At 45.1% G+C, this 14,447-nt stretch carries 14 protein-coding genes; 12 read left to right on the top strand and 2 right to left on the bottom strand.

The window, feature by feature from the left end:
- Positions 1 to 83: 83 nt before the first annotated feature.
- Complete coding sequence (gene rne / locus R2S67_RS08550; protein WP_317343309.1) at positions 84 to 3,149, bottom strand: ribonuclease E; 3,066 nt, start codon at positions 3,147 to 3,149, stop codon at positions 84 to 86.
- A 639-nt stretch (positions 3,150 to 3,788) separates the two neighbouring features.
- On the opposite strand from rne, the gene rluC reads away from it, so the two are divergent.
- On the top strand, positions 3,789 to 4,733 hold the full coding sequence (gene rluC, locus R2S67_RS08545) for a 23S rRNA pseudouridine(955/2504/2580) synthase RluC (protein ID WP_005396975.1): 945 nt from the start codon (positions 3,789 to 3,791) through the stop codon (positions 4,731 to 4,733).
- A 59-nt stretch (positions 4,734 to 4,792) separates the two neighbouring features.
- Here rluC and R2S67_RS08540 read toward each other — a convergent pair whose 3' ends face one another.
- The gene (locus tag R2S67_RS08540; protein WP_005396976.1) at positions 4,793 to 5,374 is read right to left on the bottom strand and encodes a Maf family protein; all 582 of its coding nucleotides are present in this window, start codon (positions 5,372 to 5,374) and stop codon (positions 4,793 to 4,795) included.
- A 149-nt stretch (positions 5,375 to 5,523) separates the two neighbouring features.
- Here R2S67_RS08540 and yceD point away from each other — a divergent pair, with 149 nt between their 5' ends.
- From yceD to tmk, 11 genes are all read left to right on the top strand, one after another.
- Positions 5,524 to 6,048 carry a 23S rRNA accumulation protein YceD gene (yceD, locus tag R2S67_RS08535; protein ID WP_005396977.1) on the top strand — a complete coding sequence of 175 codons (525 nt, stop codon included), beginning with the start codon at positions 5,524 to 5,526 and terminating at the stop codon, positions 6,046 to 6,048.
- Positions 6,049 to 6,107: 59 nt separating this feature from the next.
- Positions 6,108 to 6,278: a 50S ribosomal protein L32 gene (gene rpmF, locus R2S67_RS08530; protein ID WP_005396978.1), complete on the top strand. Its 171-nt coding sequence runs from the start codon at positions 6,108 to 6,110 to the stop codon at positions 6,276 to 6,278.
- A gap of 10 nt (positions 6,279 to 6,288) precedes the next feature.
- On the top strand, positions 6,289 to 7,314 hold the full coding sequence (gene plsX / locus R2S67_RS08525) for a phosphate acyltransferase PlsX (RefSeq protein WP_182033173.1): 1,026 nt from the start codon (positions 6,289 to 6,291) through the stop codon (positions 7,312 to 7,314).
- Positions 7,315 to 7,319: 5 nt separating this feature from the next.
- Entirely contained in the window at positions 7,320 to 8,270 is a 951-nt protein-coding gene (locus tag R2S67_RS08520) for a beta-ketoacyl-ACP synthase III (protein WP_005396980.1), read from the top strand.
- 75 nt (positions 8,271 to 8,345) lie between these two features.
- Entirely contained in the window at positions 8,346 to 9,269 is a 924-nt protein-coding gene (gene fabD / locus R2S67_RS08515) for an ACP S-malonyltransferase (RefSeq protein ID WP_012841591.1), read from the top strand.
- Positions 9,270 to 9,315: 46 nt separating this feature from the next.
- On the top strand, positions 9,316 to 10,050 hold the full coding sequence (gene fabG / locus R2S67_RS08510; protein ID WP_031780596.1) for a 3-oxoacyl-ACP reductase FabG: 735 nt from the start codon (positions 9,316 to 9,318) through the stop codon (positions 10,048 to 10,050).
- A 246-nt stretch (positions 10,051 to 10,296) separates the two neighbouring features.
- Positions 10,297 to 10,530, top strand: a complete 234-nt coding sequence (acpP, locus tag R2S67_RS08505; RefSeq protein WP_004406112.1) for an acyl carrier protein — start codon at positions 10,297 to 10,299, stop codon at positions 10,528 to 10,530.
- Positions 10,531 to 10,623: 93 nt separating this feature from the next.
- The gene (gene fabF, locus R2S67_RS08500) at positions 10,624 to 11,874 is read left to right on the top strand and encodes a beta-ketoacyl-ACP synthase II (protein ID WP_005396984.1); all 1,251 of its coding nucleotides are present in this window, start codon (positions 10,624 to 10,626) and stop codon (positions 11,872 to 11,874) included.
- Between the two features lie 107 nt (positions 11,875 to 11,981).
- Positions 11,982 to 12,797 carry an aminodeoxychorismate lyase gene (gene pabC, locus R2S67_RS08495; RefSeq protein WP_317343249.1) on the top strand — a complete coding sequence of 272 codons (816 nt, stop codon included), beginning with the start codon at positions 11,982 to 11,984 and terminating at the stop codon, positions 12,795 to 12,797.
- Positions 12,794 to 13,810, top strand: a complete 1,017-nt coding sequence (mltG, locus tag R2S67_RS08490; RefSeq protein WP_317343247.1) for an endolytic transglycosylase MltG — start codon at positions 12,794 to 12,796, stop codon at positions 13,808 to 13,810. The genes pabC and mltG overlap by 4 nt, the downstream gene beginning before the upstream one ends.
- The gene (tmk, locus tag R2S67_RS08485; protein ID WP_054867665.1) at positions 13,807 to 14,439 is read left to right on the top strand and encodes a dTMP kinase; all 633 of its coding nucleotides are present in this window, start codon (positions 13,807 to 13,809) and stop codon (positions 14,437 to 14,439) included. Before mltG ends, tmk begins: the two co-directional genes overlap by 4 nt.
- Positions 14,440 to 14,447: the final 8 nt, after the last annotated feature.

Here is a 14,447-nt window from a genome sequence, read left to right as displayed (position 1 = left end):
GCAGATATGAAGATAAAAAAGGCTACCAGATGGTAGCCTTTAATTTATTTATGCAGTTAAGCAGTTGAACGTAATGATTTAGCCTAGTTAAAGTTAGGCTTTGTCATCTCTGCCGATGCGCGGTTTTTAGCCACTTGGCTACCCGCACCTTTAGCTTGGTAACGTTCGGTTTTGAACGGTGCTGCTGCAACAGTGATTTCGCGTAGCTCTTGAGGGCCAGGTGCTTTTGTCATCGGTGCGCTAGCGTTTAGCTTAGCAGCAACTTTGATGGCTTCGACTGGCGCTTCGGCTGCAATCTCTTTTGCTGCTTCAACCACAGGCTCTTCAGCTGGTGCCGTTTCTACAATGGCATCAACCGATTCAGCATGTTCAGTTGCAGGAGTTTCAACGATAGGCTCTACAGAGGCTGTTTCTACTACTGCCGATTCAGTTTTTTCTGCGATTACTGCTTCCACAACAGGTGCTTCTACTGCTGGAGATTCAACTTTCGCTTCAACTGTTTCTTGAACCTTTGATTCAACAACTGGTGCTTCTGTTACAACAGGTTGCTCGCGTCGAATAATCACTTTACCCATAGCCATTTCTGGGCAAGCAAAACCACCTTGCATTGCAGGTACTGCTGCTGCTACTGCTTCTTCCTTAACTTGCTCTTCTTTCTTAGGTGCTGGTTTCGGAATGTAGCGTGGCATTACTTTACCCATAGCCATCTCAGGAGAAGCTACACCACCTTTACGCAGGCGGAACGGGTTAGGACGGCGATCGCGACCACGGCGACGGCGCTGACCGCTTGCACGCAGGTGACGTGGCGAACGACGGTTACGACGTTGCTTAGACTCTGCTTGCTTGTTGTCTTGCTGTGCTTCTACCGCTGCTTCTGTTGGCTTCTCAACTTTGGTTTCAACCGTTTCTTGAGTCTTAACCGCCGTTTCTTCTGCTTTCTTCTCAACCGCTTCTTGGTCTTTAACGCGTACAGACTTGTTCAGTTTGCGACGTTGGCGACGCTCCTTCACTTTTTCTGCTTTCGTGTTTTGTTGCTTTGGTTTGCTCTCTTCTGGTTTTGTTTCAGTTCGAGCTTCCGCTGCTAGCTGCAGACCTTTTTCCGCTACTTTTGCATTTGCTTTTTGCTCTTGGGCTTTGTCTGCTTGTTGAGCTTTAGGCTTACGCTTTTGGTTGCGGTTTTGCTGTTTATTGGTTTGTTGTTGCGCTTCGTTTTGCTCATTCGCTTGCTCATCACGAGGCTTACGACGACGTCGGTTATCACGGTTATCACGATTGTCGCGGTTCTCACGATTATCGCGTTGGTTGTTATTGCGACGACGATCATTGCGATCACGTTTGTTGCGTCGATTATCGCGATTTGGCTTTTTCTCTTCCTGAGGTTTCGGTTCTTCTTTTACTTCTTCAGAACCGCCGAATAGGAAACTACCAAGTGCTTTAAACAAACGGCTGAACAGTCCAGGTTTTTCTTCTTGTTCAACTTTCTGTTCTTTCTTCTTCGCCTCAGGGGCAGGTTTAGCTGCTGGTGCAGGTGCCGTTTGAGAAGGAGCCGCAAAGCCTTTAAGAACAGGTTCTTCGATTCGTTTAGGTTTTACGTCAACTTCCGCTGGCTCTTTACCTTCCGCTTCTTTCATTGCTTCCAGTTTTTTAGGAAGTAGGTAAGAAATCAGATCGAACTCTTCACCTTCACGAACACGGATAACTTCGAAGTGCGGCGTTTCCATGTCAGAGTTTGGAACAACCGTAATCTTCACTTCTTGAATGCGTTCGATATGGTTAACTGAACGACGTTTTTCGTTCAACAAGTAAGAAGCGATAGGCACAGGTACAACTGCGAGAACTTGCGCTGTATTGTCTTTCAGTGCTTCCTCTTCGATTAAACGAAGTACAGAAAGTGCTAGAGATTCGTTGTCGCGAACGACTCCAGTACCGCTACAGCGAGGACAGATGTGGTGGCTTGCTTCTGCTAGAGAAGGGCTTAAACGTTGACGTGACATCTCCAACAAACCAAAGCGAGAAATACGACCGATTTGTACACGAGCGCGATCAAGACGAACGGCTTCACGTAGACGGTTTTCTACTTCTCGTTGGTGGCGAACAGGTGTCATATCGATAAAGTCGATAACCACTAAGCCACCCAAGTCACGTAGACGTAACTGGCGAGCAATTTCGTCGGCTGCTTCTAGGTTCGTGTTTAGAGCTGTTTCTTCAATATCGCCGCCCTTGGTTGCACGAGCAGAGTTGATATCGATAGACGTTAGTGCTTCGGTTGGGTCAATAACAATAGAACCACCAGATGGCAGACGCACTTCACGTTGGAAAGCTGATTCAATTTGGCTTTCGATTTGGTAGTGGCTGAATAGTGGAACTTCGCCTTCATATTTCTTAACGCGGTTAAGGAAATCAGGGCGCACCAATTGAATGTGCTCTTTTGCACGTTCGTAGATGGTGTTGCTGTCAATTAAGATTTCGCCAATATCACGACGTAAATAGTCACGGATTGCACGAACGATAACGTTACTTTCTTGGTGGATTAAGAATGGAGCAGGGTTAGAGTCCGCTGCACCTTTGATTGCACCCCAGTGGTTAAGTAGTACATTCAAATCCCACTCAAGTTCTTCAGCACTCTTGCCAACGCCAGCAGTACGTACGATTAGGCCCATGCCCTGAGGCAGTTCCAAAGTACTTAATGCGGCTTTTAGTTGAGTACGCTCGTCACCTTCGATTCGGCGAGAAATACCGCCAGCACGAGGGTTGTTAGGCATAAGAACAAGGTAACTACCAGCAAGAGAAATGAAAGTAGTAAGAGCTGCGCCCTTGCTTCCACGTTCTTCTTTTTCCACTTGAACGATAACTTCTTGGCCTTCCGTTAGCACTTCTTTGATGCTTGGACGACCTTGGTAGGTGTAACCTTCAGGGAAATATTCGCGGGCAATTTCTTTGAGAGGGAGGAAACCGTGACGCTCGGCGCCGTAATCAACAAATGCGGCTTCTAAGCTTGGTTCGATACGTGTGATACGTCCTTTGTAGATATTCGCTTTTTTAGATTCATGACCTGGACTCTCGATATCAAGATCGAAAAGTCGCTGGCCATCAACCAGAGCGACACGCAACTCTTCTTTTTGAGTTGCGTTAATTAACATTCTTTTCATTGAAAATTCTCGTTGTCTTTTCTTTTATATCTTTCTTGTCGACTTGCCACTGTTTTTTCGCTCTTTCACGGTGCCTGATCCCATGGCTTGTATTTTGCAGCCTCCCGGCTGGAAGGGGATGCTCTCGGGCACTTCAGTCATCACAAGCCTCTTGTGGTTTCTGTTGGAAACGTAGACTTGTGACCCGCTATTTGGGCGGTAGGTACTCAACGTGAATATGCGAGGAGTAGGGTGGCAAGAGTGTTGAATTCGATGTGTCTCACGCCAATGCTGCACTCGACCTTCAACGATCTACTCACATTGCTTGAGGATAAATGATTGGTAATGAATAAAATGTAACCAAACCTTCCTTAGCAGCTGTGAACTATAGCAGTGCGCGTGGCTATCAGCAATCTGCTTTCACGCAAACGATAGAAAATTTGCCGCTAAACTCAAAATTTCTAATTTATAACTGGCTGTTTCATAAGCAATTGAGATGTGCAAACTGATCAAGACAGAAAACAAATCGAGAACTCGATCGAGAGTTTTAATAATTTAAACAAAAGCTTGGCGAAATTTAGACCAGTTCGTACTACCAAGTGTTTCTTTTACGACAAGAATAATGTGAAGTCGCGCGAAATTGAGTTTACAATACCGGCCATGAGCGAAATAAGAACAAAAGTCCAGTTCGTCGACATTGACGAAGATATGGCGGGTCAGCGCATTGATAATTTTTTGCGCAACCAATTAAAAGACATCCCTAAAAGCATGATTTACCGAATCGTGCGTAAGGGCGAAGTACGTGTAAATAAAAAGCGTATAAAAGCAGAGTACAAGTTAAAAGCAGGCGATCTCGTTCGTATTCCACCGGTGACAGTCGAGAAAAAAGATGACGATGTTGCGCCAAGTACGAAACTAAACAAAGTCGCAGAGTTGGAAGATATGATCATCTTCGAAGATGATCATATGTTGATTCTAAACAAACCATCTGGTACCGCTGTGCATGGTGGCAGTGGCTTAAAGTTTGGCGCGATTGAAGCGCTTAGAGCTCTGCGTCCTCAAGCTCGCTTTCTTGAACTTGTGCATCGTATTGACCGTGATACTTCAGGTATCTTGCTGGTTGCTAAGAAGCGTTCTGCACTTCGTCACTTGCAAGCCCAGTTTCGTGAAAAGACAGTGAAGAAGTTTTACTTAGCTCTTGTCATGGGACAATGGAAAAGCAGTTGTAAGGTTGTGAACGCGCCACTGCTTAAAAACGAAGTGAACAGTATTGTTCGTGTTAACCCTAACGGTAAGCCGTCTGAAACGCGTTTTAAGATTTTGGAAAAGTTTGAACAAGCAACATTGATTCAAGCGAGTCCGATTACTGGTCGAACTCACCAAATCCGAGTTCATACACAATATACGGGCCACCCAATCGCTTGGGATGATCGCTACGGTGACCGCCGCTTTGATGCTTACACAGGTCAAGTTGGTTTAGATCGTTTGTTCCTACACGCGGCAAACATCAAGTTCCAACACCCATCAAATGATGAGTGGATGGAAATCAACGCACCGATGGAACCGAAGCTAGAAAAAGTGTTGGCGGGTTTAAGAAACGCGTAACCATGTTTTCCTCGCGGATGCAAGAAGGGAGCCTGTGGCTCCCTTTTATCATATTTTGATCAAAGGACATCGAGTCCTTGAACATGCAACATATCAATCAAATCAATCAATGGTAGTCCGACAAGTGTGTTCGGGTCTTTCCCCACTAATTTGTTAAACAAACAAATTCCCATTCCTTCGCTTTTAAAGCTGCCTGCGCAGTAAAAGGGTTCTTCCCTGTCGACGTAGCGCTCGATTTGTTCAAGCGTCAAATCTCTAAAGTGTACTTCGAAAGAATCAAAGCCGACTTCTGTATGGTTTGTGACGGTGTTATGTACCGCAAGACCAGTATAGAAAGTGATGACTTTTCCACTTTGAGACAAAAGTTGATTTATTGCGTTGTCTCTATTTAAAGGTTTGCCAACGATTTCACCATTAATGACACAAACCTGGTCACTGCCGATAACTAAACTTGCTTTATCCGTCTGGCAAGATGTTGCTTTCTCTTGGGCCAATCTTTGCACCAGTTCAAGAGGCGTTTCCTGGTCAAACGGTGTTTCATCGCAATCAGGTGATAAACAAATGAACGGTAGTGAAAGCTTTTCAAGCAGTTGTTTACGAAAAGGGGAGGTTGAAGCTAAAACCAGTTGGTAATTTTTCATTTTGAATTACAATTCGTGGGAGCATTTCCGATAGGATAATCGATCAAAAATGATTCTGGCTAATGCTCTGTATGTTAAGCGTAAAAAAGTACAACTTTTTTGCCTTTTTCTTTGACTAATTTTGATTTGGAAGATAATATTCGCGCCCTATGCAAAAGGTAAAAATACCGCGAACGGTTGACCCAGCGAAAGCTGCACAGAAACGATTAGATTACGATGGCATCATCCAAGCTAGTCTTTTCAAGCGCTTAGCGGAAACAACTGAAGGCGTAAAACGCGACGCAGAAGTCTCATTGTCATTTGGGATGGATGAACAGCGACTCGTTGTTATCTCTGGTAAAGCTAACATCGAAGTCGATTTAGAGTGTCAGCGTTGTAATGAGGTATTCGCACATGAGTGCGAAGTTGAATTCCTTTCTACTCCTTACTACGGTGAGAAAACGGAACAGGAAGCACCAGAAATTTATGATTTGGTAGATCTAAATGAATATGGTGAATTAGACCTTATACAACTGGTTGAAGACGAGTTCATCTTAGCATTACCTCAAATTGCGATGCACGATGAAGCGGATTGTAGCGTTGATTCAAATAACATGGTTTTTGGTGAGATTCCTGAAGAAATTGAGGAAGAAAAACCGAATCCATTCGACGTTTTGAAAAGTCTGAAAAAGTAATAGGTGTGGTAACCGATTCTTCTTCAGGTTTTTAACCCAATAGTATAGGAGTAGGGTCAATGGCCGTACAGAAAAACCGTAAAACTCGTTCTAAGCGCGGTATGCGTCGTTCACACGATGCGCTAACTACAGCTGCTCTATCTGTAGACGCGACTTCTGGTGAAACTCACCTACGCCACAACGTAACTGCTGAAGGTTACTACCGTGGTCAAAAGGTTATCAACAAGTAAGGTTGAACCTTTGCAAAGTATTACCGTTGCACTTGATGCAATGGGCGGGGATTTCGGTCCACGCGTAACAGTGCCTGCCGCCGTGCAGGCACTGTCTCATTTCCCAGAGCTAAAAGTGATTCTTATAGGTGATCAATCTCTGATCACGTCTCAATTATCTCAACTCGATACCTCGACCAGTTCCCGCTTGACTATTCTTCATAGTGAGAAAGTTATCTCGAACTCAGAAAAACCTTCATTGGCACTACGTAATAGCCAAAATAGTTCCATGCGTATGGCTATCGATTTGGTTTCTGAGCAGAAGGCGGATGCTTGTGTTAGTGGTGGCAACACCGGTGCATTAATGGCACTATCGCGTTTCATTCTTAAGTTACTTCCTGGTATTGAACGTCCTGCTTTAGTTTCAGCTTTACCGACGATTACTGGAAAGCGTACTTGGATGCTAGATCTAGGTGCGAATGTATCGTGCGATGCTGATAGTTTATTCCAATTTGCTGTAATGGGCAGTGCATTAGCAGAAGAACACTTAGGTTGTCCTCCTCGCGTTGCTGTACTCAATATTGGCGCAGAAGAGATTAAAGGTAACGATTTAGTCAAACGTTGCGCAGAAATGCTTTCTCAGACCGACGCGATTAACTTTGTTGGTTATATTGAAGGTAATCAAATTTTGCATGATGTTGCAGACGTCATTGTATGTGATGGGTTTGTCGGCAACGTATGCTTAAAAGCCAGTGAGGGAACAGCTCAACTTTTTATCGAAAAAATTAAAACCAGTATGATGGCGTCAACGATAAAGGGTTGGATTGCTAGAAAGTTGTTTTCTCGGCTATTTAATGAACTAAAAACACTGAACCCCGACCAGTATAACGGCGCAAGTTTGCTAGGATTGCGCGGCATTGTCATAAAAAGCCATGGAAGTGCGGATGTATCTGCGATTGTCAATGCACTTGGCGAGGCAGTACACGAGGTCAAACGACAAGTACCAAGCCGTATTAGCGATCGTTTGGAAGCGGTTTTACTCGAGAGGCATTATTAGTCTTCATGTATAGCAAAATTTTAGGTACTGGCAGCTACCTGCCATCTCAGGTGCGTACAAACGCAGATCTAGAGAAAATGGTAGATACAAGTGATGAGTGGATCGTTGCTCGCACGGGTATTAAAGAGCGTCGAATTGCTGCAGAAAATGAAACTGTAGCGGACATGGCATTCTACGCAGCTGAAAACGCTATCGATATGGCGGGTATTGATAAAAACGATATCGACCTGATTATCGTAGCCACAACGAGCAGTAGCCATACTTTCCCTTCATCTGCGTGTCAGGTGCAGGCAAAGCTTGGCATTAAAGGTTGTCCAGCTTTTGACTTAGCCGCTGCTTGTTCTGGTTTTGTGTACGCATTATCTGTTGCAGACCAACATATTAAATCGGGTATGTGTAAAAACGTACTTGTTATTGGTTCAGATGCTTTGTCTAAAACGTGTGATCCGACAGACCGTTCAACCATTATCCTATTTGGTGATGGTGCTGGAGCCGTTGTCGTAGGCGCTAGCCAAGAGCCAGGTATTATTTCTACCCACATATACTCGGATGGTCAATTCGGTGAGCTACTAAGCCTACCTGTACCTGAGCGTGGTCAAGATGCCGACAAATGGCTTCATATGGCAGGTAACGAAGTATTCAAAGTCGCTGTCACTCAGTTATCGAAACTAGTAAAAGATACGCTTGAAGCCAACAACATGCATAAGTCTGAACTAGACTGGCTAGTACCGCATCAAGCGAACTATCGAATTATTTCGGCAACAGCGAAAAAGCTTTCAATGTCTTTGGACCAAGTCGTGGTGACACTAGACCGACACGGGAATACTTCTGCGGCGACAGTACCATCTGCGCTGGATGAAGCTGTGCGCGATGGTCGCATTAAACGCGGGCAGACTTTATTGCTAGAGGCGTTTGGTGGCGGTTTCACTTGGGGCTCTGCTCTGGTGAAGTTCTAAGTTTCACGAGAATTCAAAATTTAAGGTGCACTTGGTGCATCTTATTTCTTTTTACTTTGCTTAAAGGAAAACAACATGAGCAAGTTTGCTATCGTATTTCCAGGTCAAGGTTCTCAAGCTGTAGGTATGCTTGCAGAACTTGGCGAACAATATGACGTAGTAAAACAAACATTTGCAGAAGCATCTGACGCACTAGGTTACGATCTATGGGCGCTTGTTCAAAATGGACCTGCAGAAGATTTAAACGAGACTTTCCGCACTCAACCAGCTTTGCTAGCTTCATCTGTTGCAATCTGGCGTGTATGGCAGGAGCTCGGTTTAGAGCAACCAGCAAACCTAGCCGGTCACAGCCTAGGTGAGTACTCAGCACTTGTATGTGCGGGTGTCATTGACTTTAAAGAAGCAATCAAGCTGGTTGAATTACGCGGTAAGCTAATGCAAGAGGCGGTACCAGCAGGTACTGGCGCTATGTACGCGATTATCGGTTTGGCTGATGATGCGATTGCAAAAGCGTGTGAAGACGCAGCGCAAGGTGAAGTGGTCTCTCCAGTAAACTTTAACTCGCCTGGTCAGGTAGTTATCGCGGGTAGCAAAGACGCAGTAGAGCGTGCGGGAGCGCTATGTAAAGAAGCTGGTGCGAAACGTGCGCTTCCTCTTCCTGTTTCAGTGCCATCACACTGTGCGCTTATGAAGCCAGCAGCGGAAAAACTTGCAGTAGCTCTTGAGTCTATCGAATTTAACTCACCACAGCTTCCAGTTATCAACAACGTTGATGTGGTCGCTGAGACAGATCCTGCAAAAATCAAAGATGCGCTTGTTCGTCAGCTACATAGCCCAGTTCGCTGGACTGAAACAGTCGAGCTTATGCACGAGCAAGGGGTAGAACAGCTTCTTGAGCTTGGTCCTGGTAAGGTTTTAACAGGCCTAACAAAACGTATCGTGAAAACGCTAACTGCAGCAGCAGTGAATGATGTTGCGTCGCTAGACGCGGCGAAGTAATCCATCAAGCGATAAAACTTGCGATAAGAAAAGGAAACACAACATGATGAATCTAGAAGGTAAGATCGCGCTAGTTACCGGCGCAAGCCGTGGTATTGGCCGCGCGATCGCGGAACTTCTTGTAGAGCGCGGTGCGACGGTTATCGGTACGGCTACTTCTGAAAGTGGCGCTGCTGCTATCAGCGAGTATCTTGGTGATAACGGTAAAGGTCTGGCACTGAACGTGACCGATGTCGAGTCTATCGAAGCGACACTAAAAACGATCAACGAAGAATTTGGTGTGATCGATATTCTGGTGAATAACGCTGGTATTACTCGTGACAACCTATTGATGCGTATGAAAGATGATGAGTGGAACGACATCATCGATACCAACCTAACGCCTATCTACCGCATGTCTAAAGCGGTTTTACGCGGCATGATGAAAAAACGTGCGGGTCGTATCATCAACGTAGGCTCTGTTGTTGGTACCATGGGTAACGCAGGTCAAACTAACTACGCAGCAGCGAAAGCGGGCGTGATTGGTTTTACTAAATCAATGGCTCGTGAAGTTGCGTCTCGTGGTGTAACAGTGAACACTGTTGCCCCTGGTTTCATCGAAACTGACATGACGAAGGCACTAAATGATGAGCAACGTGCGGCAACGTTGTCGAACGTGCCAGCTGGTCGTTTAGGTGACCCACGTGAAATTGCATCAGCAGTAGTTTTCCTTGCTTCTCCTGAAGCAGCGTACATTACTGGTGAAACTTTGCATGTAAATGGTGGCATGTACATGGTTTAATGAGACAGTTTGTGCAAAATAAGCTATTTTACATTGTGAAAAATAGCCTATAGTTGCAGTTAACTGTCATGAACTTGTCATGCTTATGCGCAAGATTTGTGCATGATTTAAGTCAAAAATGTATTGAAATTCGGTTAAATTCGCTAATTTTGTGGTTTGACCAGCAAGGACCCCCTTGCAACTTTCAATAGTTCGAATAAACTACGGAATCATCGCATTAGGCGAAATCTGTAAAGGAAAAGAAAAATGAGCAACATCGAAGAACGCGTAAAGAAAATCATTGTTGAACAGCTAGGTGTAGACGAAGCAGAAGTTAAAAACGAAGCTTCTTTCGTTGACGATCTAGGTGCTGATTCTCTAGACACTGTAGAACTAGTTATGGCTCTAGAAGAGGAATTCGACACTGAGATTCCTGACGAAGAAGCTGAGAAGATCACTACTGTTCAAGCTGCAATCGACTACGTAAACAGCGCTCAGTAATTAGCTCTCCCAGGCGGTCTCCTAGACCGCCTGTGTTCTTTCTAACTTCTTCTATCCTCTCATAGAAATATTCAATTCCCGGAGAATTATATCGTGTCCAAGCGTCGTGTAGTTGTCACTGGCATGGGTATGTTGTCACCGGTAGGCAACACAGTAGAATCATCTTGGAAAGCCCTGCTAGAAGGTCAAAGTGGTATCGTGAATATCGAGCACTTTGATGCTACGAACTTCTCAACTCGTTTTGCAGGTCTTGTTAAAGATTTCGATTGCACAGAGTACATGTCTAAAAAAGATGCTCGTAAGATGGATCTTTTCATCCAGTACGGCATTGCAGCGGGTATTCAAGCTCTTGATAACTCTGGCTTACAAATTACCGAAGAAAATGCGGCTCGAGTTGGTGTTGCTATCGGCTCAGGCATTGGCGGTCTAGATCTGATTGAAACAGGTCACACTGCATTAGTAGAAAAAGGCCCTCGCAAAGTTAGCCCATTTTTTGTCCCTTCGACCATCGTAAATATGGTTGCAGGTAACCTATCTATCATGCGTGGTCTTCGTGGTCCAAATATCGCGATTTCTACAGCATGTACTACTGGCCTACATAACATCGGTCATGCTGCACGAATGATTGCGTACGGCGATGCAGATGCGATGGTTGCTGGTGGCGCAGAAAAAGCGTCTACGCCTCTTGGCATGGCTGGCTTCGGTGCAGCTAAAGCACTATCTACTCGTAACGACGAACCTCAAAAAGCGTCTCGTCCATGGGATAAAGGCCGTGATGGCTTTGTTCTAGGCGATGGTGCTGGCATGATGGTGCTTGAAGAGTACGAACACGCGAAAGCACGTGGCGCGAAGATTTACGCAGAACTGGTTGGTTTTGGTATGTCTGGTGATGCTTACCACATGACTTCTCCAAGCGAAGATGGCTCTGGTGGTGCACTTGCGATGGAAGCGGCAATGCGTGACGCGAACATCACAGGCACCCAAGTAGGTTATGTGAATGCTCACGGTACATCTACTCCTGCTGGCGACGTTGCAGAAATCAAGGGCGTGAAACGTGCTCTTGGTGAAGAAGGTGCGAAGCAAGTACTTGTATCATCAACTAAGTCTATGACTGGTCACCTATTAGGTGCAGCAGGCTCTGTTGAAGCAATTATCACGGTTATGTCTTTGGTTGACCAAATCGTTCCACCAACGATTAACCTTGATGATCCAGAAGAAGGTCTAGACATCGACCTTGTGCCGCACACTGCGCGCAAAGTTGAAGGTATGGAATACGCTATCTGTAACTCGTTTGGCTTTGGTGGTACAAACGGTTCTTTGATCTTCAAAAAGTTCGCTGAGTAACACTATCTAACCTTATTTAGATAAGCGAAACTTGTATTCTAACGGCTCGATGCTTAGCATTGAGCCGTTTTGTTTTATTTGTTGTCTGCTAATTTGAAGGTACGCGAATGTTTTGGGTAAATGGAGTTCCACAAACGCATGTAGAACTGGGTGATCGCTCATTCCAATACGGCGATGGAGGCTTTACCACCATCCTGACCCAAAACGGAGAGTTGGTTTACTGGCAAGAACACATTGAGCGTATGAAGTCCTGCCTTGACGTATTGAAGATCTCTTCCCCTGACTGGCAAGTTGTGCGTGATTGGGCAAGCAAAGCGGCTTTATCTGATGCACAAGCTGGGGTGAAAATTCACGTTAGCCGTGGTATTGGTGGGCGAGGGTATAGTCCTAATGGGATTGAAGGCCCTATCGTGACTATCTCCAATTTTGCGTTTCCTTCTCATTACTCTTCTTGGCAAGAAAAAGGCGTGGATTTGGGCGTTTGTGAGACTCGTCTCGGGATTCAACCTTTACTTGCTGGACACAAGCACAACAACCGTTTAGAGCAGATTCTCGCCAAGGCTGAAATCGACGATACCGAGTTTGCAGATGCAATAACGTTAAATGTGCAAAACCATGTCATTGAAACTACAATGGCCAACCTTTTTTGGGTTAAAGGTAATAAAGTATTTACACCGGAGCTGACCTTATCTGGCGTTGCGGGCGTAATGCGTCGTAAGGTGCTTGAGTTACTAAAAGTAAGTCATATTGAAGTCATCGAGGGGCGTTTTATACTTCCAGATTTGCAGAGCGCAGACGAGGCTTTCATGTGTAACTCAATATTAGGTGTCGCACCAATTCGCAGCATAGTGGCATCTAACTCTAAGACTATATTTCCGATAGGAAAATTGACTCAACGACTGCAAGGGAATTTAACTACGTGATTAAAAAACTGTTGGCTTTTGTTGTGCTGATCGCAGTGATAGGCGCAGCAGCTGTTTTTTATATAATTTCACAGGCTAAACAATACGTTGAAAAGCCTATTCTATTGGAACAACCTCAGCTGTTTACTGTAGAAAGTGGTACAAGCTTTCATCATGTCATGCGTGCCTTAGTTGAAGATGAGGTAATTGAAACGTTGGAGTACATCCGTTTAATACCTCACTTATATCCAGAACTGTTGCAAGTGCGAGCGGGTACTTATCAACTAGAGCCTGGTATGTCGCTTTCGCAAGCATTGGAGCACCTGAATACCGGAAAAGAATACCAGTTTGCGATCACTTTTGTTGAAGGCAGCCGCTTTTCTGAGTGGGTAGAGCAATTGAAAAGTGCTCCTTATTTAGAGCATGATTTAACCGATCTTTCAGAAAAAGACATGGCTGCGAAGCTTGGAATTGAGAGAGAAAAGCTAGAAGGGTTGTTTTTAGCAGAAACCTACCATTACACAGCGGGTGCGAGTGAAAGCCAGTTGTTAAAACGAGCGCATCGAAAACTCAATAAAATACTGGATGCTAGCTGGGAAGCTCGTCAAGAAAAGCTGCCATTGCAAGACAAATATGAAGCCTTGATTCTGGCGTCTATCATCGAGAAAGAGACGGCCATTGACTCTGAGCGTGAGCGCGTCGCTTCTGTGTTTATCAACCGATTGAACAAACGCATGCGTTTACAAACGGATCCGACGGTTATTTATGGTATGGGTGATGCTTACGACGGAAATATTCGTAAGAAAGATTTGCGCACGCCGACACCATATAACACCTATACCATCAATGGCTTACCTCCAACCCCAATTGCGATGGCAGGTGAAGCCTCTATTGAAGCGGCTTTGAATCCAGAAAGCAGCAACTATTTATATTTCGTAGCAAGTGGAAAGGGCGGACACGTATTTTCGAAATCCCTTGCAGAGCACAATCGTGCTGTTCGAGCCTATTTAAGAGAACTAAGAAAGAACAAATGATGAAAGCAAACTTTATTGTCGTTGAAGGCCTAGAAGGCGCGGGTAAAAGCACTGCGATTAAAACCGTTTTAGATACGCTAAAAGCGGCAGGTATTGAAAATATCGTAAATACTCGTGAGCCAGGAGGCACGCCGCTAGCAGAAAAGATGCGCGCTCTGGTGAAAGAAGAGCATGAAGGCGAAGAACTTAAAGACATGACGGAGTTGCTTCTTCTATATGCTGCACGTGTCCAGTTGGTTGAGAACGTGATCAAACCAGCTTTGGCGAACGGTCAGTGGGTGGTGGGTGACCGCCACGATATGTCGTCGCAGGCTTATCAAGGTGGTGGCCGTCAGATTGACGCGTCGCTAATGAAAAACCTTCGAGACACAACGCTTGGTGATTTTAAACCTGCTTTCACTCTCTATATGGATATCGACCCTCGCGTTGGGCTTGAGCGTGCGCGTGGGCGTGGTGAGCTCGATCGTATCGAGAAGATGGATATCAGCTTCTTTGAACGTACACGAGAGCGTTATTTGGAGATTGCTCATGCTGATCCTTCTGTCATTATCATTAACGCTGAGCAGGCGATCGAAGACGTGTCGCGTGATATTCGGGACGCTCTTAACGAGTGGTTAGCTCGTCAATAATAAGTGAA

It is taken from the genome of Vibrio sp. T13N, assembly GCF_032970445.1.
GTDB classification, from domain to species: Bacteria; Pseudomonadota; Gammaproteobacteria; order Enterobacterales; family Vibrionaceae; genus Vibrio; species Vibrio diabolicus.
The sequence above is the reverse complement of the archived record's forward strand: the minus strand, read 5'-3'. Positions and strand labels throughout refer to the sequence as shown.